Below are 20,967 nucleotides of genomic sequence, written 5' to 3'. Positions count from 1 at the left end.
TCACCTCAGGCCGAGCCAGACCCAGCACGGCCATGATCGTGCCGGAGGAGGCGATGACGGCGAAGCCACCCAGGCGCCCGGGCACGTTCTTGACGTGCGCAGCGTTGGCCAGCACCAACTCGAAGTGGCCTTCCAGGACGTGCCACACGGGCTTCCAGTACACGCCGGTGGCCTCCATGCCTACCTGCTCGACGCCGAAGGAGTCGAGCCAGTCGGCCAGGGCCAGCAGCCCTGAGGTGGTGGTGGCAAAGGTTCGCACTTCTTGCAACGGCGGGCCTTCACGCGCAAGCCGCACGCAGGCCACCACGGTCTGCTTGTGAACGTCCAAGCCCGCGCAACGGGGGTGAATGACTTCCATGATCGCCTCCAATGTGCGGCGACATCGGCGTGCGGCCCACGTCTTCGGAATCTAGGATGCGTGCTCTACGGCCACCGGCCGATGGCAACAGTGTGGGGTGCTCGTGAGGCCGCGGGTCCAACTGATACACGGGTTCGAGACACCAAGCACAAACCGACCTCTTTGCCGGACGCCGCACCGGCTATTACACCGCCGTTTCATGCGGCGCGGAAGGCGCCCAGCGCCATGGAAAACTGATACCTGCCGGACACAAACGGTTTACCGAGCGTTACGCACCGATTTTTTTCGTTGTCCCGGCGTTTCCAGACGACGCCTAGCATCGCGTGGCACCCTTGAAAAACCGCACAGGAGCTCACATGCACACGATTGCGCGTCCCGTCGAGAAAACGCCCCCTACGCAGTCCGCTGCGATGACCGGCGACCGCAGCATGGCGTGCGCGCCTGCGCAGGACCACGCCGCCTCAAGCCGGCAGATCTCGGACACGCTCAGCCTGCTGGGAGCTCAACTCCAGCCAATGCGCCGCGTCGTTCACGGAGGCGACGTGATCTACCGGGCCGGCGAGGTGTTTGGCAATCTGTACATCCTGAATTCGGGTCTGTGCAAGATCGTCAACCTGGCTGCGGATGGACGCGAGCAACTGGTGAGCCTGAGCTTTCGTGGCGACTGGCTTGGTTTCGACGGTCTTGCCGATGGCCACTACAACTCGGACGCCATCGCGATGGACACCGGTGAGATCTGGGTGGTGTCCTACCCGTCCCTGATGGATGCCAGCAAGGCGTGCCCGGCGGTGTTGCACGCACTTCACGCCGCGATGAGCCAGGCCATTGCGCGTGATCGCAACGCGCTGATGTCGGTATGCACGCTGCCAGCCATTGCGCGCGTGGCCGATTTCCTGCTCAACTGGGCCGACGCACTGGCCGAGCGCGGCATGCGGAGCGATGAGATCACCCTTCGCATGACGCGTGCCGAAATCGGCAACCATCTGGGCATGACGCTGGAGTCCGTCAGCCGTGCACTGTCGCGCCTGGCCCGCGACCACGTGATCGGCTTCGCAAGCCAGGGCCGTCGCGACGTCCAGATTCCCGATGTCGGCGCCTTGTCCGCCTTCGTGCAACGCCACCTCGCGCCTGCACCGGCCGTGCTGCATTGAGCCCGGTGTCTCAGGTGCTGGCGAGTGCGCGCACCATGGCCTGCGCCAGTTCGGACCGCGTGTAGGGCTTGCGCAAGACCTCCCGCCGCAGCGCATCGCCGTCTTCAGCAGCCCCCGGATTCAAGGGAAAGCCCGACATCAGCAGCACCGCCAGCCCGGGAAAACGTTCCTGCGCATCGGCGGCCAGACGCGTTCCGCGCATGCCGGGGCCCAAGGCAATGTCGCTCAGCAGCAGGCCAAAGGGCCTTTGCTCCGCGCTCATGATGGCCAGCGCATGCCGGGCATTGGCGGAGGTCGCTACCTCGCACCCCAGGCCCTGGAGGAACGTCTCGACCACCTTGCGGACTTCAACGTCGTCTTCCACCAGCATCACCCGCAGACCTTGCGGCAGCGACTCGCTCGCCGCTTCCTCGCCGGCCATCAGCGCCGGCGTCCGCATGCCGGGCAGGTAGATCGTGATGGCCGTGCCACGGCCCGGGCTGCTGTCGATCGTGATCGCGCCGCGAGACTGGTGAATGAACCCGTATACCGTGCTCAGGCCCAGCCCGGTGCCGCGACCAGCCTCCTTGGTTGTGAAGAAGGGCTCGAAGGCGCGCTCCTTCACGCTGTCGGCCATGCCCACTCCCGTGTCAGATATGGAGATCGCCACATAGCCGCCATCGGGCGCAGCGCCATGCTCGCTGCGAAGCGCGAGCGGCAAGGCGTCACAGGTTTCAATGTGAAAGCGCAGGGTGCCGCCTTCGGGCATCGCATCGCGCGCGTTCAACGCGATGTTCAACAGCGCGGATTCGAGCTGGACCGGGTCTGCGAGCACGGAGGGAACATCGGGCGTGGCATCAATCTCGATGCGGATGCGCTGGTCCAGGGTGCGCAACAACATGTCCGCCAGCGATTGCAACAGGCTGTGGATGTCGACAGCGATGGGTTGCAGCACCTGACGGCTCGAGAAGGCCAGGAGCTTGCCCGTGAGTTCGGCGCCCCGGCGAGTGGCCCGCGTCGCGGCACCCACCAGCGACAGTGCATGGTTGTCCTGTGCGAGCGCCGGAAGCTCTTCCAGCACCTGCAGATTGCCCTGAATGATGGTGAGCAGATTGTTGAAATCGTGCGCTATCCCTCCTGTGAGCTGACCCACGCTCTCCAGGCGCTGCGAGTGGCTAAGCGCTTCTTCGGATTGGACACGCTGAAGGCTCGTGGCCAGCAGGCTGGAGAGCGATTCCAGGAAGCGCAGCTCTTCCACACCAAAGCGGTCCACCTGTTTCGAGCGCACGGACAGCATGCCGATCACACGTCCGCGATCGGACAAAGGCACCGCCACGGCACTCGCCAGGCCGCTGTCGAGGTACAGCGGCGGCACGACAAAACGGGTTTCGCTGCGGTAGTCCGGGACGACCACCGGTTCTCCCGTTGACACCATGTAGCCAGGGGGGGTGTCCGGGGTGTTGGCCAGGCGTGTGCCGATGTGTTCGCCGGCGAGCAGCCCCACGCCGCTGACCACCACGAATTCCAGTCGCTTGCCGTCGAGCAACCACACCGCGGCCACGTCGACCTGCAGCGCCGTGGTGATGATGCTCGGCACGTGTTCCAGCATCACCTGTAGATCCCGTGTGTCCACAGCCAGACGCCCGACCTGCGCGAGATGTTCGCTGTAGCGCGCGCGTTGCAACGCCTGTTGCACGCGGGGATAGGCGCCGACATCGCGGATCGCTGCGACCACGAACGGGTGGCCGTGGCTCTGCAAGGGGCTCAGGGCAATCTCGACCACGACCTCGCTGCCGTCCTTGCGTTTGGCCGTCAACTCGGTCTGTCGTCCCATCGGACGTGGCGTGGGGGCCTGGCCGTAGACCTTGCGGTAGGTAGCGTGGCGCGAGCGGATCCGGTCCGGCACGAGCACGTCCACCGGCAGACCGACCAGTTCTTCCACGGTGTAGCCCAGCAAAGTCGCGGCTGATTCGTTGGCCATCGCCACCAAGCCGCCGCTGTCCACCAGCAGCAGCGAATCCGGGTACGCCAGAAAGATGGTGCGGAAGACGTCGTTGTCGTCGCCCGGTACCGGAGATGGTGCGGCCGCGTCAGCCATGGGCCACGGGAGGCACGAGCATGTAACCGGCGCCGCGCACGGATTTGATGATTTCGGTCGTCTCAGGTGGCGCCTGCAGCTTCTTGCGCAGTCGGCCGACCTGAACATCGATCGTGCGATCGAACGGTGCAGCCTCGCGCCCGCGCGTGTGTTCCAGCAGGAAGTCGCGCGACAGCACGCGGCCCGGATGCTGGGCAAAGGTGCTCAACAGCTCGAACTCGCCACCTGTGAGCGCGACCTCGGCACCCTGCGGGTCGTGCAGGCAGCGAGCACGGATGTCGAGCCGCCAACCCGCGAACTGCAGCGCCTGATTGCCGGGGAGCGGCGCCGGGAGAGCGAGCAGTCGCCGCAGCACGGCCTTGATGCGCGCCACGAGCTCGCGCAGGTCAAACGGTTTGGTCACATAGTCGTCGGCGCCCACCTCCAGGCCGACGACTTTGTCGATCGCATCGCCGCGGCCGGTGACGATGATGACGCCGCTTTGCCAACGCGCCCGGACGCGCCGGGCGATGGAAAAACCGTCTTCGCCGGGCAGGCCGAGGTCCAGCAGAACAAGATCGGCCGGATCGCGTTCCATGAGCTCGACCAGGTCCTTGCCGTGGTGCACCTGTGATACACGGAAACCGTGGGCCGGCAGGTAGTTGGCCAAGAGCTGCGTGATGTCGACTTCATCGTCAAGCACCACGATATGAGGGGATGATCTCATGCGAGTACCCGCAAAAATACGCCAATCCCGTGAGGGGCATCTTGTGAGGTTGTGAGCGTAGCACGCAGGCTTTGCGTGTGGCCTGCTCTCGCAAGCGCCCGGGAACTGCGCTATTTGCGGGGCGTTGGGGCGTTCGAGGGGTTAATTCCCAGAACCATGCGCAAGACGCCCGGGTCGGATGGAACCCCAGGCTCGGCCTTGAAGCCCATGGCGCGGGCAAGCTCGAGCATGCGGGTGTTCTCGCGCAATACCAGCCCGACCAGGCGCTGAATGCCACTGTCTCGCGCATGTTCGATCAGCTGTTGGAAGAGGAGGGTGCCCAGGCCCTGGCCTTTGAGGCCGGAGCGCACGATGATGGCGAACTCGGCTTCCACATGGTCCGGGTCGCTCATCGTTCGGGCCACGCCCAGCGTCTGGGGCGCTCCGTTCTCGTCCGCGGATTCGGCAATGAAGGCCATCTCGCGGTCGTAGTCGATCTGCGTCATGCGCGCCAGTTCGCTGCGCGGCAGTTCGTGGCGCGAGTAGAAGATTCGCAGGCGCACGTCCTCCGCATCCAGGGATTCGATGAAGCGCCGGTGCTGAGTCTCGTCTTCGGGGCGAATCGGCCGCACCACCACCGTTCGACCGTTCCAGAGGTGTTCGCGAATCCAGTGCGCCGGGTAGGGCAGGATGGCAAAGCGCCCGGCGCCGGCCACCGGTGCCAGCGACAGACGCACGCGCGCGTCGAGTGCCAGCGCGCCATGTTCGTCGAGCCACAAGGGATTGATGTCGAGCTCAGCCATCGATGGCAGGTCGGCGAGCATCCGGGAGATCGCCACCAACACGTCGTAGAGCGCGTCGAGCCGCGCCGGTGGATGGTCGCGGAAGCCCGCCAGCAGCCGCGCGATGCGGGTGCGCGACACCAGTTCCCGGGCCAGTGCGCGGTTCAGTGGCGGCAGGGCCATGGCCGTGTCGTCGATCACCTCGACCGCCGTGCCTCCCTGGCCGAAAAGCACCACGGGGCCGAATACGCTGTCCACACTGGCACCGACGATCAGCTCCTTGGCATGTGGACGCCGCACCATGGGCTGCAGGGTGAATCCGTCGATGCGCGCATGCGGCCGAGCGGCGCGCACCGCCTCGAGCATCTCGCCCACTGCACCGGTCAGGGCCGCATCGCTGTCCAGCCCGAGCCGTACACCGCCTACGTCCGACTTATGGGTGATGTCGGGAGACAGGATCTTGAGCGTCACCGGGTAGCCCAGACGGCGAGCGGCCTCCACGGCCGCTTGCGGTGTGGCATCGACCGTCGCGGTGGGCACGGTTTCAATGCCATAGGCCGCCAGCAACGCCCTGGATTCTGGCTCGCTCAGCCATTCGCGCCCTTGCACCATGGCCGCGTCCAGGGTTGCGCGCACCGCAGCCACGTCGGGCGCGACGGTCTGGCCAGCGCTGGGCATTTCCACCAGCGTGGCCTGGTTGCGCCGGTAGGTCTGCAGCATCGCAAAAGCGCGCACGGCTTCCTCCGGCGTGGCGTAGTCGGCCACGCCCGCCTCCTGAAAAAGCCGGCGTGCCTGCGCCACGGCGTCTTCACCGAGCCACGCGCTCATCACGCGCGAGGTGTTGGCGCGCACCAGGGGCAGGCAGGCACGCGCGATGTCCTCGCTGCGCACGATCGCGGTGGGTGCGTGCAGAAACAGCACGGCGCCGGCCGCGTCATCGGCCAGCAGAGCCGAGAGGGTCTGCGTGTAGCGTTCGACGGGAGCGTCGCCGATGATGTCGATCGGATTGGCATGCGACCAGTGGCGGGGCAACACGGCCTCCAGACTGGCCATCAATCCCTCGCCGGGTTCGGTGAGGGCAACGCCGAGGTGGGCCGCCGCGTCGGCGGCCATGACACCCGCGCCGCCCCCGTTGGTCATGATGGTGAGCGTGTTGCTCTGGTTGCCGCGAAAGCGCGAGAGCGTTTCCGCAGCGATGAACAGCTCTTGCAAGGTGTCGACGCGCAGCATGCCGGCGCGGCGCAAGGCCGCGTCGTAGACCTTGTCGGAGCCGGCGAGGGCGCCGGTGTGCGAGGCGGCCGCCGTCACCCCGTTGCCTGCCCGCCCGGCCTTCACCACGATGACCGGCTTGTTGCGCGAGGCGGCGCGCGCGGCGGACATGAACTTTCTCGGCGACTCGATCGACTCGACATAGAGCAGGATCGAATGCGTGCGGGCATCGTTGGCGAGGTGGTCCAGCAGGTCGCCGAAGTCGACATCGAAGTGGTCGCCCAGCGAGATCAGGTGCGACAACCCCACGCCGTGGCTGCGTGTCCAGTCGAGCACGGCGGTGACGAGCGCACCCGACTGCGACACGAATGCCATATCGCCCGCCAGCGCGTCGGTGTGCGCAAAACTGGCATTCAGCCCGATGTGGGGACTCAGCAGACCGAGGCAGTTGGGGCCCAGCAGCCGCAGCGTGAAAGGGCGCGCCGCGTTCAATGCCGCCTCCTTCTCTTGCGGACTCAACCCCGCGGTGATGATCACCGCCGCCCGGGTGCCGAGTTCACCGAGCTGGGCCACCAGCGCCGGCACGGTGGCCGCCGGGGTGCAGATCAAGGCGAGGTCGGGCGCAGCTGGCAACTGCCCGACGCTGGCAAAGACGGGCACGCCGTCCAGTTCCGCGTGCTTCGGATTGACGCCATACACCGGCCCGGTAAACGTGCCGGCACGCAGGTTTCTCCACACCGTCGCGCCCACACTGCCGCGTCGAACGGATGCGCCCACCACGGCCACGGAGGCCGGTAGCAGCAGGCGGTCGAGGTGGCGAATGGTCATGGGCTTTCCGGGTTGTCTGCCCATGGTGATGCGTCGGGGGCGCTGCGGGCTTGACACAGGTCAAGCCGCGACGGATTTCGCGCAAAGCGTCTCGGTGTGGCGCTTGTCGCGTGCCAGGCTTGATCGCCGTCAAACGGTGCGAGAGGAAAGCGCCGATTATCGGGCTCTCACATTTCTGGAGATCGCCATGTGGCGGTGCCTCTGCATGGTATGGACACCACTTTGATCACGGCGCTGCGCAAGATGCTGGTGCGGGAAACGGGACAGTCGATCGACGTGATCGAGACCCACCTGTCCTGGATACTCCTCACACCGGTTTACGCCTACAAGCTCAAGAAGCCGGTGCGATATCCGTTCGTGGACTTCAGCAGCGTCCAGCAGAGAAGACACTTCTGTGAAGAAGAGCTCCGTCTCAACCGGCGCTTTGCGCCGTCGATCTATCTCGATGTCGTGCCCGTGCGTGGATCGCGAGGGGCACCCCGGCTGGGCGGTAGCACGGGCAGGGAAGCGATCGACCATGTGGTCCGCATGCGCCGCTTTGCCCAGTCCGCGCTGATGCGCAACCTGTTGGTCTCGGGCGACCTTGAGCCGATCTGGCTCGATGGCCTGGCGAGCCGCCTTGCCGACCTGCAAGCCACCGCACCGGTCGCGCCTTCGCCCGCGTGGGGCAGTGCGCAGCGCATCGTGCGTTCGGTCGCAGACTTGCTGGCTTCGCTGCAGACGCAGCGCGACGACCCTTGCCATGTCATGCTGAGCGCCTGGCTGGACGCAGAGGGAAGTACCTTGCCGGCCGAATGGCTGGCGCGCCTGCGCGCCGGATCGGTTCGCGAATGCCATGGGGATCTGCACATGGGCAACATCGCCCTGATCGATGGACAGCTGGTGCCCTTTGACTGCATCGAATTCGACCCGGGGCTGCGCTGGATCGATGTGATGAGCGACGTGGCTTTTCTCACCATGGACCTGAAGGCTCACGGTCGACCCGATCTCGCCTTCCGCTTCCTGGACGGATGGTTGCAACGCACCGGCGACCACGCCGGCCTGCAGGTGTTGCACTTTTACGAGATCTACCGGGCTCTGGTCAGGGCGATGGCGTCCGGCCTGGCAAAACCGTCGCCGCAAGCGCCGTCACAACCCGACTATCTGGCGCATGCGGCCGATAGCGCCACCGCGCCGCCGAACAACGCCCGACTGATGATCACGCATGGGCTTTCAGGCTCCGGAAAATCGATCGTCGCGGCCCAGCTTCTGCGCGCCGCCGGTGCCATTCGCATCCGGTCGGACGTGGAGCGAAAGCGCCTGTTCGGTCTTGCACCGCTGGAGCGTTCCACGGCGCTCGGACACGACATCTACACGGAGCAGGCCACGCGCGACACCTTCGAGAGCCTACGCCAGCGCGCGAGGAGCGCGCTGCAGGCGGGCTATCCCGTGATCGTGGACGCCGCCTTTCTGCAGATCGATGAGCGCCGCCGGTTCCAGGCGCTGGCGGCAGAACTGCAGGTGCCTTTCACGATCCTGGACTGCCAGGCGAGCCCAGCCGCGCTCCGCCATCGCGTGGTGGCCCGCGCCGCTTCGGGCATGGATGCCTCGGAGGCCGGCGTTGATGTGCTCGAGCGCCAGATCGCCACCCGGCAACCGCTGGAAGAGGACGAGCTTGCGTGCACCATTGAGGTTTCGACCGAGCAACCTGTGAACCTTGCGTCCCTGGACAGCCACTGGCGCGCGGCGAGGCCTTCTCGCTGAATCAGGTGGCGTCGGTGGACCAGGTGCTCGGCCGGACTACCGCACTCGAGTTCTCTGCGCTTTGAACGGCGGTGCCAAAGGCTTGCAGCCTTGCCGCACCACTTCCGTCATCGACCTCGCGCGCCGTGACGGTCGTGGTCATGATGGGAGCGCGGCCCAGGATGTCGGCGATCTCGGCTACCGCATGAGGCCCACCCTGGCCACCCATCACCGACACCACCGCGACTTCGGGCAAGCGTGCCCGCTCGGCAGCGACGAAGCTGCGCATTGGACCGGCCAGTCGCAACGCCCAGATCGGCGACACCAGAACCACCGCGTCGAAGTCACCGGGTGGAGGGCCGTGGTACCGGATGGGTGGACGGCGGCGCAGGAAGGCATCGAGCAGACAACGCCAGGTGCCCCACGCACCCCTGCGCGACCGCGTCTCCTCGATCCAGCCCAGGTTCCAGTTCTGCTGGACGCAGATCAGTTTCGCGACGGCCAGGGATGTGCCTGTGTAGGAATACACGACCACCAATATGTCCTTGCTCATGAAGCTCTTCTCCTTTGAAGATGAACTTCAATCTATCCTTCGCCACGCTGGCGGACCTTGACCTTGCGCAAACGAGAGACGTTGCAGCGAACGCCCTGGCCACTTCACCGGGCTGCGCCGGTGCGGTGCTCAAGAAATCCCTTTCATCGTCCAGCCATGCCTGAGCGGTGGGCTCGGCCGGGATGTGGGCTCGAAACCAGCGTGTCAGACGCTCCCTCTGAGATGACCATGCGCGTTGTGCTTCCCAGAAGAAGTTCGTCGAGGGCATGCCTGCCCTGCCGCCCGATGACGACGAGGTCGCAGTCGTGCTCTTGTTCCTGCTGCACGATCAACATCCACGGGTCCGCGCCGTCGGGCGTGATCATCTGTATCTGGTTCATGCGCAGCCCAGCCTCGGTAGCCAACTCCCGCAGACGCTGCTGCGCCTCCCGTCGAGCCTCGTTGCGGTAGCGCATTACCACGTCATCAGCGACACCGGCAAAGCGCAGCTTCCCTTCGTAGGGCATCTCGAGTGCGTGCATCAACACCAGCGTTGCCCGCGGTGCAAGTTGTCGAGCCAGGTCAATCGAGGCTCGACTCCATTCGGAAAAGTCGACCGGGACGAGGATCCGCCGGTAAGGCGCGCGAGGCAACTGACGCACCAGCAAGACAGGGCGCGACGAACGCTTCGCGACGCGCTCTGCGGTTGATCCGACCAAAACACCGCGAAAAAAACCGGCTCCTCGTGTTCCTGTCACGAGCAGATCAGCATCGAGTTCATCGCCGTGGCGTGTGATCTGATCGACAGGATGCCCCACCGTCAGGTGCGTTCGAATATCGATGCCGTGACGCTTGCTGACCTCGGTGGCCACCTCTTGCAGTTGGCGGCGGGCGTCTTGCTCCACCTTGCCGCTGGTTTCATCACCCACGCCAAGCCACCGGCGCAGGTCGTCGAACGCCGCGCTGTCGACTGCGTGCATCAGTGTCATCGATGCACCGGAGGCCTTTGCAAGCATTGCTGCCCGCGATGTCGCGTGTCGCGACGGCGCGGAGAGGTCCGTCGCAGTGACTATGGATCTCAGACTGTTCATATCTCAAATCTCCACGAATTGGTGTGCCTGGCACCTGCCCACAAACGCCTGACTCTATTCTGGGCAACCCACCTTCAGTGCCGTAGGAAGACCAAGGAAGAAAAGTACGCGATGTAGGCGAGAACAAAAGCGATCCCCTCGCGACGCGAGACAAAACGCTCGCTCTTGAACACCGGGTAGCAGACAATCGCGACCACAGCGGAAAGTGGCAGGTCAATCCACAGGATTTCCTGGCTCACATCGACGCCATCGGGCGCTAACATGCAGGTCAGTCCCAGAATGACAAGCACGTTGTAAATGCTGCTCCCGATCAAATTGCCTATCGCGACATCCCGATCATCTTTCAGCGTCGCCACCAAGGTGGTGGCCAGTTCTGGCGCATACGTTCTGATCGCCAGGATGGTAAGACCGATGAACGCGTCGGATACCCCATACGCCTTGGCGAGGTTCGTTCGGTCCGTCCTGGACAAGCCGTCGCGTGGCTTCCCCAGAGCGCCGCCCCGTTGCCGGGTCCGTACCCAGCAATTGAGCCACCTCCTCGACGTGACACAGAGAGTGATCTTGGGAGGCGAAGTGGGTCGTCATAGGTGTTGACGTGTTTTTGCCGCTCCAGTCACCGGTACAGTGACCCGGAGGAAGGGTGTCGTGAATAAACAGACGGTAAAACCATCAGCCAGGGTCGACTGCGTCGCTTTGCGGCGCGGGCCTCACGCGTGTGCCGGCTTTCCCCGCCAGGATGGCGGACGCGTCGGCCAGCGCGCCGATACCTGCCAGGCCACCGGTGCGGTTCACGAAATCGCAGGCAGCTCGCACCTTGGGGCCCATGGAGCCCGCTTCGAAATCCAGTGCAGCGAGCTCCTCTGGCGTCACGTCGTTCAGCGCGCGCTGGGCCGGGGTGCCCCAGTCGGTGAACACCGCTGACACATCGGTCAACATAAGGAAGGCATCCGCGTTCAGCTCGGTGGCAAGAAGGCCGCTGGCGTGGTCCTTGTCAATCACTGCTTCCACGCCTACATAGGCCCCATCCGAGCGCTGTGCTACTGGTATTCCACCTCCCCCGGTACAGATCACGGTCACGCCTTGTGCCACTAGCAGGCGGATGACCTCGATCTCGAGAATGCGCACGGGCCTGGGCGACGGCACGACACGGCGCCATGCGTTGCCGTCGCGTGCGACGGACCAGCCGCGCTGACCCGCCTGCAGCTTCGCCTCGTCTTCGGAATAGATCGGTCCGACAGGCTTGCTCGGCGAACCGAAAGCGGGGTCCTTCGGGTCCACCTCGACCTGGGTCAACAGCGTTGCAAACTGTGCCGGCTCAGTGTAGGCGTTGTCCAGTTCCTGCTGCAACACGTAGCCGATCATCCCCTCCGTTTCGGCACCAAGCACGTCTAGTGGGAACGCGCTCTTGCCCGCCGCCTCGCCCTGCAACGCAAGCAAGCCCACCTGGGGACCATTGCCGTGGGTGATGACCAGTTGGTGTCCTTCCACCATGAGTTGCGCCAGCGCTTTCGCGGCATGGCGGATATTGTTCCGCTGAGTCGCCGCGCTCACCGGCTCGCCACGGCGCAACAGCGCATTGCCCCCCAGCGCGACCACGATGCGCACCATGTCAGCCTCCCAGGGTGGCCACCAGCACGGCCTTGATGGTGTGCATGCGGTTCTCGGCCTGATCGAACACGATGGACGCCGGGCTCTCGAACACCTCGTCGGTCACTTCCATCGCACTGATGCCGTGCAGCTTCTCGATCTGCGCGCCTACCTCGGTCTCGGTGTTGTGAAAGGCGGGCAGGCAATGCATGAAGCGCACACGCGGGTTGCCCGTCAGTTCCATGGCCTGCGCGTTGACCTGGTAAGGCAGCAGCAGCCGGATGCGCTCGGCCCAGACCGATTCGGGCTCTCCCATCGAGACCCAGACGTCGGTGTAGAGGAAGTCGCAATCCTTCACGCCGGCGGCCACGTCTTCGGTCAGCAGGATGCGGGAGCCGCTTTCCCGGGCCAGCGCTTGCGCCTCGTCGACGATGGCCTGGTCCGGCCACAAGGATTTCGGGCCGCACAGGCGCACATCCATGCCGAGTTTGGCGGCGCCGATCAGCAGCGAGTCGCCCATGTTGTTTCCCGTGTCGCCGAGAAAGCAGAAGGCGATCTCGCGCAAGGGCTTCTCGCAATGCTCGCGCATGGTCAGCAGGTCGGCCAGGATCTGCGTCGGGTGGAACTGGTCGGTAAGCCCGTTGTAGACAGGCACGCCAGACCACTTGGCCAGTGTCTCGACCACGGCCTGGCCAAAGCCCCGGTATTCGATGGCGTCGTACACACGCCCCAGCACGCGCGCCGTGTCCTTGATGGACTCCTTGTGGCCGATGTGGCTGCCCGACGGGCCGAGGTAGGTGACGGTGGCGCCTTGATCGTGCGCTGCCACCTCGAAGCCGACACGGGTGCGGGTGGAGTCCTTCTCGAAGATCAACGCGATCTCCTTGCCGCGCAGCATCGGCTGCTCAGTGCCGGCGTACTTGGCCGATTTCAGATCGGCGGCGAGCTTGAGCAGGAATCCGATCTCGCCCGCCGAGTAATCTCGCAGGGTCAGGAAGCTGCGGTTGCGCAAGTTGAATGCCATGGTGTGTCTTTCGTTTGTCGGGTTCTTGCAAGGCCTTTAGGCCTCTCGCCACAGTGGGCAGGTCATGCAGTGCCCACCACCACGACCACGGCCGAGTTCGCTGCCGCGAATGGTGATGACCTCGATGCCAGCCTTGCGCAACAAGGTGTTGGTGTGGGTGTTTCGGTCGTAGCCAATCACCACGCCGGGTTCAATGGCGATCACGTTGTTGCCGTCGTCCCATTGTTCGCGCGCCTGCACGTAGCCATTGCCGCCGGTGGGAATGACGCGCAGTTGCTTCAGATCAAGGCATTCCGCCACCACCTCGAACAGCGGCCTGGTCTCGCGTCGGTAATCGATACCGCCCCGTTCGTTGGGGTAAAGGCTATGGCAGATGATCTGTTCTGCCACATCCACGAAACTGGTTACTGCGTCGCGGTCACAGAATGAGAACACCGTGTCCAGGTGCATGGCCGCACGGGACTGCGGCATCTGGCACGCGACCACGCGACGGGCAGCGCCTGCGGCAAACAGGGCCTGCGCCAGCTGCCCCACGGCCTGGGGGGTGCTGCGCTCGCCCATGCCCACCAGCACCACGCCGTTGCCGATCGGCATGATGTCGCCGCCCTCCAGCGTGGCAGGGCCGTGGTTCACATCGGGGTCGCCCCACCACACCGGGATGCCGGCCTGCGCAAAAGCTGGATGAAACCTGTACACGGCTGCAGTCAACAGGGTCTCTTGCCGCCGAGCCGGCCAATGCATGGGGTTGAGTGTGACCCCCCCGTAGATCCAGGCGCTGGTGTCGCGGGTGAACATCAAGTTGGGAAGCGGCGGCAACACGAACCCGTCTGCGCCGAGATAGGGGCCGAACATGCCCGCGGGTTTGAAGGGCAGGTCGTGCACCGCCACGCCTCCGATGAGGTAGCGCGCCAGAGTCTCGCTTGGCAGCTCCCACAACCAGCCCTTGAGCTCGTCGAGCATGCCCACACCCACGTGGTCCGGTGTGATCTTGCGTTGCAGCACCCAGTCGCGCGCGGCCGGAATGGCCAGGGTCTCGCCGAGCAGTTGGCCCATCTCCAGCACCTCGACGCCGCGGTCCTGCATCTTCGAGACGAAGTCGAAGTGGTCGGTGCGCGCCTGCTGGACCCAGAACACGTCGTCGAACAACATGGCGTCGCAGTTGGCTGGCGTGAGGCGCTCGTGGGCGAGGCCCGGCGCACTGACCAGCACGCGCCGCAGCTTGCCTACCTCGGAGTACACACCCAGGCGGTTGGTGCTCGCGGCCGATGCGGAAAGCGCGCTCATAGCAGAACCGCCGCGCTCAAGGACGCCATGCTCAGCAAGGCCAGCATCAACATGAGCGGCCAGATGAAGCGAACCCACCGTTGGTAGGGCACGCGCCCAATGGCCAGCGCGCCCACCACCACGGCATACGTGGGTGTGACCAGGTTGGTGATGCCGATCGCGGTCTGGAACGCCGTCACGGCGAGATGGCGAGGGACGCCGGCGAAATCCGACAGCGGGGCTAGGATGGGCATGCTCAGCACCGCCAGCCCGGACGTGGACGGAACCAGCAGGCTGAGAAGGCCTTCGGTGGCGAAGAGCGCGTTGACGAAGGCCACGTCGGACATTCCGCCAATCCACCCCTCGAACGCGTGCAAAACCGTGTCAGTGATCTTGCCCTGGTCCATGATGACCACGATGCCGCGCGCCAGGCCAATCACCAACGCCACGCCCAGAAGCTCACGTGATCCATCGACGAACGCGGTAGTGAAGGGCTTCTCACCCATCCAGTCCACCAACCCGACGGCGATGGCAGCAGCCAGGAAGAGGGCGGACATCTCGGCCATCCACCAGCCTTGCGACGCGACACCCCAGACCATAGCGGCAAACGTGGCCCCGAACATGAGCAGGATGAGCTTTTGCCGCCCGGTGAGCACCGCGTCGCGGTGGCTTTCGCGATGGCGCAGGAAATGGGCTTCGTTGGATGTCTTGAGATCGGCCACCAGCGACGACGACGGGTCTTTGCGAACGCGCTCGGCGTAACGCATGACGTAGGCCACGCAGATCAGCCAGCCCAGTGCCAGGATGGCCAGCCGCAAGGCCATGCCTTGTGTGAAGGGAATGCCGGCGGCGTTGGACGCAATGGCGGTGGAAAACGGATTGATGGTGGAGCCCAGCACCCCGATGCCCGCGCCCACCATGATCACGGCCACGCCGGTGAGCGCGTCGTATCCCACCGCGATCATCAGTGGCAGCAGCAACACGTAGAACGCCAGCGTTTCTTCCGCCATCCCGTAGGTCGTGCCACCGGCGGCAAACAGCAGCATCAAGGCGGGGATCATCCATTTTTCGCGGCCCTTGAGGCGCAGCATCACGCGCTCGATACCGGTGTTGATGGCGCCCGTGGCGTTTACCACGCCCAAGAAGCCGCCAATGATGAGCACGAAGAGCGACACATCGATGGCGTTGGCCATGCCCGTGGCCTGGTTGTAAAAGCCCGAGATGGGTGCCATCAACACGTCGAGAACCCCTTGGTGCGCGGCTTCCACCACCTTGTAGGTGCCCGGCACCGGCGCGTCCTTGCCCAGTGCCTGGTTGGCGACGCGTTCGTACTGGCCTGCCGGCAGGATCCAGGTGAGCGCCGCCATCAGGATGATGAGGACGAAGAGGATGGTGTACGCGGTGGGGAATCGGTCTTGAAACGCGGGCGTGGGTGTCAAACCCGCTGTCGCACGTGCCTGGTTTTCCATGGTGTATGCCTCCGGTGACACCGTCGCATCCACCTCAGGATGGCAAGGGGCTTGCGCAGCATCTTTGCCTATGTTGGTCCTGATGTCGCAGGTGCACCTTGACACGCATCAAGGATCTGTAGGGCAGGGAGGCGGAACGGCCTCTTTCGTGTCGATCAAAGTGCGTTGAGCGGCACTTTCAGGTAAGCCACCCCGTTGTTTTCCTTGGGTGGCAACTCGCCGGCGCGGATGTTGATCTGCACCGATGGCCGCATCAGCGAAGGCATTTCCAGCGTGGCATCCCTTCGCGTGCGCATGCTCACGAACCCCGCTTCTCCGATGCCTTCGCGCACATGAACGTTCTTCGCCCGTTTCTCGGCCACCGTGGTTTCGAAGGCCACGTGGCGATCGATGGGCGTGTAGTCGTGGCACATGAACAGGCAAATTTGTGCCGGCAGGCTCAACAACTTTCGGGTGGACGCATACATGGCATGGGCGTTTCCACCCGGCAAATCGCAGCGCGCCGTGCCCACATTGGGCATGAACAGCGTGTCACCGACGAAGACCGCATCGCCCACGCGATAGGCGACGCAAGCGGGCGTAGGACCTGGAACGAACATCACCTGGCCTTCCAGGTCCCCCAATGTCAGTGCTTCTCCATCCGTGAACAGATGAACGAACTGCGAGCCGTCCACCTTGAACTCGACAACGCCGGCGCAGCATCGACGAGATCGTTCGCCCGCACCGGGGCAAGGCCCACCTCCACCAGCGCGCAGAGCAGCACACCGTTCTCGCCAGCGCAGCGCCCATCCACCGGGAAGCGTTCCCGGAACCGTGCGAAGCGGGCGCTGTGCTTTTCAAAACAGTCTCCGATACGAATGGCATCGAAGATACGTGTCCCTACACGGCGCGCTTTGACATTGCTCAACGCATCGGCATGCCAGGAACCGTTTGCGCAAAATCAGAGAGGGAAATTTTGCGCTGCATCAATGTTCGACCCGATGGGAGGCTCTACAGTGACCAGCCACTTGCCGAGGGAGTTCGCCCGAACACGAACGGGAATCCAGGATGGGACAGCCATGCGCCAGACAATCCGTGTTATCACCTCCGAGCACGCTGCGCTGGCAACACTGCTGCGCTCGGTGCTGGAGCTTCTGGAGCAGCACCGTGAGGCCGAATCGATGCCCGACTTCGATACGTTGCGCGCCACGCTCTTCTACCTGGACGACTTTCCCGAGAAGCAGCACCATCGCAGGGAATCGGAGATTCTCTTCCCCAAGCTTCGTGCACGTGCGCCGCAGGAACGCGAGTTGCTCGACCGGCTCGACTATGAGCACGAGCGCGGTGGTCGGAAGATCCGCGACGTCGAGCACGCCCTGCTGGCTTTCGAGATGCTGGGAACGCGGCGGCGCCGCGCATTCGAGGCTGCGATGAAGGCTTACGCCGACTTCTATGTCGAGCACATGCGTCTGGAAGAGCAGATAGTGTTGCCGCTGGCCGAGCGCGTATTGACGGAAGAGGACTGGGCCGATCTGGACGAAGCCTTCGGCAGCATTGGGCAATCTCCGATGAACGCGGCGTTGGCTGAGGACTACGGCACGCTGCTCCGGCGCATGGGCACGCGTGTGGTCAACGGAGAAATAGACGCCGAGAAGCGGTCATAGCGTTGATTCCAATACCAAGGGCCGCGATGCAGGGCCCAAGTGGGTTGCCGGGAACGTGCTTTGGCCGGCCCGGACTTGATGCTTGTCAAGGCGTCGCGCGATGAAAGTGCCTATCGTTTTTCTTTTGATGCGGAGACTTCACCAGGACTTCAAGGCCTCACTGATCGCGTGCACCGTCCTCTTCCTGGCGGGCGCCGCCTATGCGGCGTCCGACCCGGCCGCTCAAACGCCACAGCCGTCGGCCGGGCAGGCGCCTACCGCAACGCAGCCCGCTGACTCCACGCCCGCAGACGCAGGCCGGTTGCGCAAGGCCGACCTGGCTGCACAACGGATGGCCGAACACGCCAAGGCGGTTGCCGAACGCGGCAAGGCCGCCGTGGGTGACTGGTCCCAACGCACCACGCAGATGATCGTTCGGCTCGCGCACATAGCGGACGAGGCCGACGCTGCGCGGGGCGACGCGCGAGAAGAGATCCGGCGCGCTCAACAGGAAGTGGCGAACGCGGCCCATGCCTCCGGCGAAGCCCTGACGCGCGCCAGGGAGCTGGCAAAAGCCGATGTACGGAAGGGCAAGGAAGAGCCTGAAAAGGCCGCTGTCGCTGCACGTAATGCCTTCGAGAAGGCCGAGAAAACAACACGCGACGCTGCCCAGTCCGCCAAAGACGCCGCGAGCAAGGCCCTGAAGCGTTCGGGAAAGAGCGCGTAGGGAACAACGAGGATTTTCAGTAAGGCTGGTCCCTGAAGCCGATCCGATGGCTGATGCGCGCCAAGGGCGGCTCCAGGACCAGAAACAGGATGGTGACGGCCAGCACCACGAACGGCGGAACAGGCATCAGCAGTTGCACCAGCAGCAGCGGCACAAGAGCCTCAGGAATCTGGTCCAGCGCATAGGCTTTTCCGCTCGACGGAATGGCGAGCCGGCGCTTGATGAAGCTGGAGAGCGCGTCGCCTGCCATGGCACCCAAGGCCAGCAAGGCGCCAGCGCTCGCGCCGAGGCCGAGGACAGGCGCGATCAACGAACACAAAAGCAGCGCGGCCAGCACACCCCGCCACGTTTTGGAAGGACCGAGCAGTGGGTGTCCGTCCACAAACGAGCCGCCGCCGTCCAGTGGCCAGGCCCAGCGTGGTCCCAACAGGCGCTTGGCCAACAGGGGCGCCGTGTTGGCCGCGGCAAGCAACAGCAGCAGTTGAAGGCCGAGGATGAAGTCGCTCACGGGTTCGCTTGTCGTGGCGCGTGGCGGCGACAGGCAGCGTGCTCAACCCATCCCTGCCGCGGCTCCTTCACTACACCGTGGAAGCCCCCTGGTGGCACGGCCGCGCTTGCGGAAACCACGTGAGAGCACATCAGGATTTCTCGTCCCCGCGGATCACAAGCACCGGTACGGTGGTTAAACGCAGCACGCTTTCCGCGCCACTGCCCAGCAGCACACGGCTCAGGCCGCGCCTGCCATGCGTGCCGACGACGACGAGGTCCGCCCGCCAGGCGGACGACTCATCCGCCACCGCCTCGCCGAGCCGCTTGCCGGGCGTTTCCATCAGATGGGTATCTCCCTCGACGCCCGAGGACTGAACGATTGCAAGGGCGTCGTCCAGTGCCTTCTGACCCTGCTCGCGGGCGGCTTTCATCAGCTCGCCCGAGTACTCGAATCCGCTGATCAGCGCGAGTTCATCCAGAACGTGCATCACCCGCACGTGGCCGCCATTTTCGCGGGCCAGTTCGAGTGCGGCGACCAACGCTTTGTTGGACGTTGGGCTGCCATCGATGGGAATCAGGATGCGTTTATAAGACATTGTGAGTCCTTTCTAGGGGTGATCAGGGTGTTGGGGGAATCAGGCTGCGCGCTGCACCGCCCTGGCGGTTACGCTTGGCCAGCGTTTCCTCGTAGTGCCGGATGACGAGCATCGCCTCGTACATCGACAGCATCATTTTGGGATCGGGTTGCGTCATGTGCGTCTCCTGATGTGGTCAAAGCCACAATCTATACCGCGTGCAGCGACGCGATTTGACATTTCTCAACCTGTGCGCACAGTCCCGTTTCCCTGGCCAGCGCCGCGATGGATGGCGCAGCCGTGGACGCGTGGTCTTTGCGTTAAATCAAATGCAGAAGACCTGCCGTGCGCAAAAGTTGCGCCATGAAACTTCCCACGATTTTCCGCGCGCCGCCTGCTGGCCAAAAAAGGTGTTTTCGAAGGAGACCTCCATGCATCCGTTCGCAGGCAGTTGGGTTCTCTGGGCGGTGGTTGCCCTGGCCGCCGTGGCGATCATCGCGCTGATCGGATGGGGCATCGTGTGGATGTTGGCGCTGTCGGATTGAACAGTTGGTGGCACGCCCCTCTTGCGTGCGGACCGTCCTAGGAACGCACACGGACCCGGCTGCCATCTGCCACGCCCGGGGGCGGATAAACCAGGACGCGCTGACCCTGGCTAAGACCGCTGCGAACCCAGCCTACATTGCTGTTGCGCGCCGTGATCTCCACCGGCTGAAGGCGGGCGTGGCTTCCATCGAGCACGTAGACCGCCATGCCGCCGTTGCCCCGCGGGAAGAGAGCGCCCACCGGAACGAGGACGGCATCGTCGGCGCTGATCGTGATCACGCGCACGGTGACACGAAACCCGTCGCCAACGGGTAGCCAGGCGGCGGGCGGCGTGAGGATGTCGACCAGTACGTTGACGCGCTGCTCCTCGATGCCCAACGCGGAAACTTTGGTGAAAGCCGAAGGTTCGACAAGGCGCACACGGCCTTCGAGGGGCGCGCCGCCCCATCGCTCGATGGACGCCGGTGTGCCTGGCTTTGCGTTGACGGCGTCCGTCGTGAGCAGCTCGGCAACCACTTCCATTTGCATGGGATCCCCGATGTCCATCAGCGCGGCGCCGGCGTTGACGGTGGCTTCGCTTCGAAGCGGCACGCGCAGCACCACGCCCGACAGCGGTGCACGGACAAACAGAGGCTGACCTGTTGACCCGCCGTTGCGGGGCGCCTGGACCGACGCTTGCGCCAGCTCACGCTCATGTACCGCAACTTCGCGCGCGGCCTGTGCGGCCTGGAGTTCGCGGCCAGTGCCATCGAGTGCGAGCCGAACACTGTCCAGGCGCGACATGGAAACGAATCCGTCGCGTGCGAGCTTGTCGGTGCGCTGATGTTCGAGGCGCGCTTCATCCTGCGCGACGCGCGCGCGCTCCACCCGTGCGTCAGCTCCCGAGACCGCCGCCTGCGCGGCCCGGGCGCGCGCGGCGACCTCGCGGCGGCTTCTCTCGTCGAACAAGGACGGCATGACCGGCGTGAGCACCGCCACGGTGTCACCGGCCTTCACCCGATCACCTTCGCGCAGCGTCATGCGGGAGAGATGGGCCATGACCGGCGCGGAAACCATGTAGCGGTCCCGAAGACGTGTGCGCCCATCCTCTTCGATGGCATGTTCAAAATGCCCTCGTTCCACGGTGACTGTCTCCACTTCCACCGGCTGTGGGGCAAAGGCCCACCCCAGCGCAGCGATAGCCGCCAGGCCGGCTGCCGCGTACAGGGCCATTCTGAATTTCGTCATCGT

General features: G+C 64.7%; 21 protein-coding genes and 2 pseudogenes. 5 read left to right on the top strand and 18 right to left on the bottom strand.

The window, feature by feature from the left end; genetic code table 11:
* The coding region (locus ACTIF6_RS24360; RefSeq protein WP_439590336.1) for an IS110 family transposase at nucleotides 1–358 on the bottom strand (358 nt) is incomplete at its 3' end.
* 356 nt (nucleotides 359–714) lie between these two features.
* Between ACTIF6_RS24360 and ACTIF6_RS24355 the strand changes: the two genes are divergently transcribed.
* On the top strand, nucleotides 715–1,509 hold the full coding sequence (locus ACTIF6_RS24355) for a Crp/Fnr family transcriptional regulator (RefSeq protein ID WP_439590335.1): 795 nt from the start codon (nucleotides 715–717) through the stop codon (nucleotides 1,507–1,509).
* Nucleotides 1,510–1,519: 10 nt separating this feature from the next.
* Here ACTIF6_RS24355 and ACTIF6_RS24350 read toward each other — a convergent pair whose 3' ends face one another.
* From ACTIF6_RS24350 to ACTIF6_RS24340, 3 genes are all read right to left on the bottom strand, one after another.
* Nucleotides 1,520–3,586, bottom strand: coding sequence for an ATP-binding protein (locus tag ACTIF6_RS24350; protein WP_439590334.1), 2,067 nt, complete (start codon nucleotides 3,584–3,586; stop codon nucleotides 1,520–1,522).
* Nucleotides 3,579–4,292, bottom strand: coding sequence for a response regulator (locus tag ACTIF6_RS24345; RefSeq protein WP_439590333.1), 714 nt, complete (start codon nucleotides 4,290–4,292; stop codon nucleotides 3,579–3,581). The genes ACTIF6_RS24350 and ACTIF6_RS24345 overlap by 8 nt, the downstream gene beginning before the upstream one ends.
* Nucleotides 4,293–4,402: 110 nt before the next feature.
* Entirely contained in the window at nucleotides 4,403–7,090 is a 2,688-nt protein-coding gene (locus ACTIF6_RS24340; protein ID WP_439590332.1) for a bifunctional acetate--CoA ligase family protein/GNAT family N-acetyltransferase, read from the bottom strand.
* 210 nt (nucleotides 7,091–7,300) lie between these two features.
* Here ACTIF6_RS24340 and ACTIF6_RS24335 point away from each other — a divergent pair, with 210 nt between their 5' ends.
* The gene (locus ACTIF6_RS24335) at nucleotides 7,301–8,833 is read left to right on the top strand and encodes an AAA family ATPase (protein WP_439590331.1); all 1,533 of its coding nucleotides are present in this window, start codon (nucleotides 7,301–7,303) and stop codon (nucleotides 8,831–8,833) included.
* Between the two features lies 1 nt (nucleotide 8,834).
* On the opposite strand, the gene ACTIF6_RS24330 is transcribed toward ACTIF6_RS24335, so the two are convergent.
* From ACTIF6_RS24330 to ACTIF6_RS24285, 10 genes and pseudogenes are all read right to left on the bottom strand, one after another.
* Nucleotides 8,835–9,365: a flavodoxin family protein gene (locus ACTIF6_RS24330; protein WP_439590330.1), complete on the bottom strand. Its 531-nt coding sequence runs from the start codon at nucleotides 9,363–9,365 to the stop codon at nucleotides 8,835–8,837.
* Nucleotides 9,366–9,508: 143 nt separating this feature from the next.
* Entirely contained in the window at nucleotides 9,509–10,435 is a 927-nt protein-coding gene (locus ACTIF6_RS24325) for a universal stress protein (RefSeq protein ID WP_439590329.1), read from the bottom strand.
* Nucleotides 10,436–10,509: 74 nt separating this feature from the next.
* Nucleotides 10,510–10,905: a sodium:calcium antiporter gene (locus ACTIF6_RS24320; protein WP_439590328.1), complete on the bottom strand. Its 396-nt coding sequence runs from the start codon at nucleotides 10,903–10,905 to the stop codon at nucleotides 10,510–10,512.
* Nucleotides 10,906–10,927: 22 nt separating this feature from the next.
* Nucleotides 10,928–11,020, bottom strand: a pseudogene (locus ACTIF6_RS24315) (hypothetical protein); the annotation flags it as partial.
* 84 nt (nucleotides 11,021–11,104) lie between these two features.
* Nucleotides 11,105–12,043, bottom strand: coding sequence for a carbamate kinase (gene arcC, locus ACTIF6_RS24310; protein ID WP_439590327.1), 939 nt, complete (start codon nucleotides 12,041–12,043; stop codon nucleotides 11,105–11,107).
* A gap of 1 nt (nucleotide 12,044) precedes the next feature.
* Nucleotides 12,045–13,046: an ornithine carbamoyltransferase gene (argF, locus tag ACTIF6_RS24305; RefSeq protein ID WP_439590326.1), complete on the bottom strand. Its 1,002-nt coding sequence runs from the start codon at nucleotides 13,044–13,046 to the stop codon at nucleotides 12,045–12,047.
* 36 nt (nucleotides 13,047–13,082) lie between these two features.
* Nucleotides 13,083–14,330, bottom strand: coding sequence for an arginine deiminase (gene arcA / locus ACTIF6_RS24300; RefSeq protein ID WP_439590325.1), 1,248 nt, complete (start codon nucleotides 14,328–14,330; stop codon nucleotides 13,083–13,085).
* Nucleotides 14,327–15,778, bottom strand: a complete 1,452-nt coding sequence (locus tag ACTIF6_RS24295) for a YfcC family protein (RefSeq protein WP_439590324.1) — start codon at nucleotides 15,776–15,778, stop codon at nucleotides 14,327–14,329. The genes arcA and ACTIF6_RS24295 overlap by 4 nt, the downstream gene beginning before the upstream one ends.
* 155 nt (nucleotides 15,779–15,933) lie before the next feature.
* Nucleotides 15,934–16,458 (bottom strand): annotated as a pseudogene (locus ACTIF6_RS24290) (MBL fold metallo-hydrolase); the annotation flags it as partial.
* Nucleotides 16,404–16,685 (bottom strand): hypothetical protein, encoded by a 282-nt coding sequence (locus ACTIF6_RS24285; protein ID WP_439590323.1) that lies wholly within the window; start codon nucleotides 16,683–16,685, stop codon nucleotides 16,404–16,406. The pseudogene ACTIF6_RS24290 and the gene ACTIF6_RS24285, both read right to left, overlap by 55 nt.
* A gap of 151 nt (nucleotides 16,686–16,836) precedes the next feature.
* Between ACTIF6_RS24285 and ACTIF6_RS24280 the strand changes: the two genes are divergently transcribed.
* Both ACTIF6_RS24280 and ACTIF6_RS24275 read left to right on the top strand, forming a co-directional pair.
* On the top strand, nucleotides 16,837–17,421 hold the full coding sequence (locus tag ACTIF6_RS24280) for a hemerythrin domain-containing protein (RefSeq protein WP_439590322.1): 585 nt from the start codon (nucleotides 16,837–16,839) through the stop codon (nucleotides 17,419–17,421).
* A gap of 100 nt (nucleotides 17,422–17,521) precedes the next feature.
* Complete coding sequence (locus tag ACTIF6_RS24275; RefSeq protein WP_439590321.1) at nucleotides 17,522–18,127, top strand: hypothetical protein; 606 nt, start codon at nucleotides 17,522–17,524, stop codon at nucleotides 18,125–18,127.
* Between the two features lie 16 nt (nucleotides 18,128–18,143).
* Here ACTIF6_RS24275 and ACTIF6_RS24270 read toward each other — a convergent pair whose 3' ends face one another.
* The 3 genes from ACTIF6_RS24270 to ACTIF6_RS24260 all read right to left on the bottom strand — a co-directional run bounded on the left by ACTIF6_RS24270 (nucleotide 18,144) and on the right by ACTIF6_RS24260 (nucleotide 19,369).
* The gene (locus tag ACTIF6_RS24270; protein ID WP_439590320.1) at nucleotides 18,144–18,635 is read right to left on the bottom strand and encodes a CDP-archaeol synthase; all 492 of its coding nucleotides are present in this window, start codon (nucleotides 18,633–18,635) and stop codon (nucleotides 18,144–18,146) included.
* 130 nt (nucleotides 18,636–18,765) lie between these two features.
* Entirely contained in the window at nucleotides 18,766–19,212 is a 447-nt protein-coding gene (locus ACTIF6_RS24265; RefSeq protein ID WP_439590319.1) for a universal stress protein, read from the bottom strand.
* A gap of 22 nt (nucleotides 19,213–19,234) precedes the next feature.
* Nucleotides 19,235–19,369 (bottom strand): hypothetical protein, encoded by a 135-nt coding sequence (locus ACTIF6_RS24260; protein ID WP_439590318.1) that lies wholly within the window; start codon nucleotides 19,367–19,369, stop codon nucleotides 19,235–19,237.
* A gap of 55 nt (nucleotides 19,370–19,424) precedes the next feature.
* On the opposite strand from ACTIF6_RS24260, the gene ACTIF6_RS24255 reads away from it, so the two are divergent.
* Complete coding sequence (locus ACTIF6_RS24255) at nucleotides 19,425–19,736, top strand: hypothetical protein (protein ID WP_439590317.1); 312 nt, start codon at nucleotides 19,425–19,427, stop codon at nucleotides 19,734–19,736.
* A gap of 37 nt (nucleotides 19,737–19,773) precedes the next feature.
* Here the strand turns inward: ACTIF6_RS24255 and ACTIF6_RS24250 are convergent, their stop codons facing one another.
* Nucleotides 19,774–20,964 carry an efflux RND transporter periplasmic adaptor subunit gene (locus ACTIF6_RS24250; RefSeq protein ID WP_439590316.1) on the bottom strand — a complete coding sequence of 397 codons (1,191 nt, stop codon included), beginning with the start codon at nucleotides 20,962–20,964 and terminating at the stop codon, nucleotides 19,774–19,776.
* Between the last annotated feature and the right edge of the window lie 3 nt (nucleotides 20,965–20,967).

Source organism: Hydrogenophaga sp., from assembly GCF_051860785.1.
Taxonomy (GTDB): domain Bacteria; phylum Pseudomonadota; class Gammaproteobacteria; order Burkholderiales; family Burkholderiaceae_C; genus Hydrogenophaga.
The sequence above is the reverse complement of the archived record's forward strand: the minus strand, read 5'-3'. Positions and strand labels throughout refer to the sequence as shown.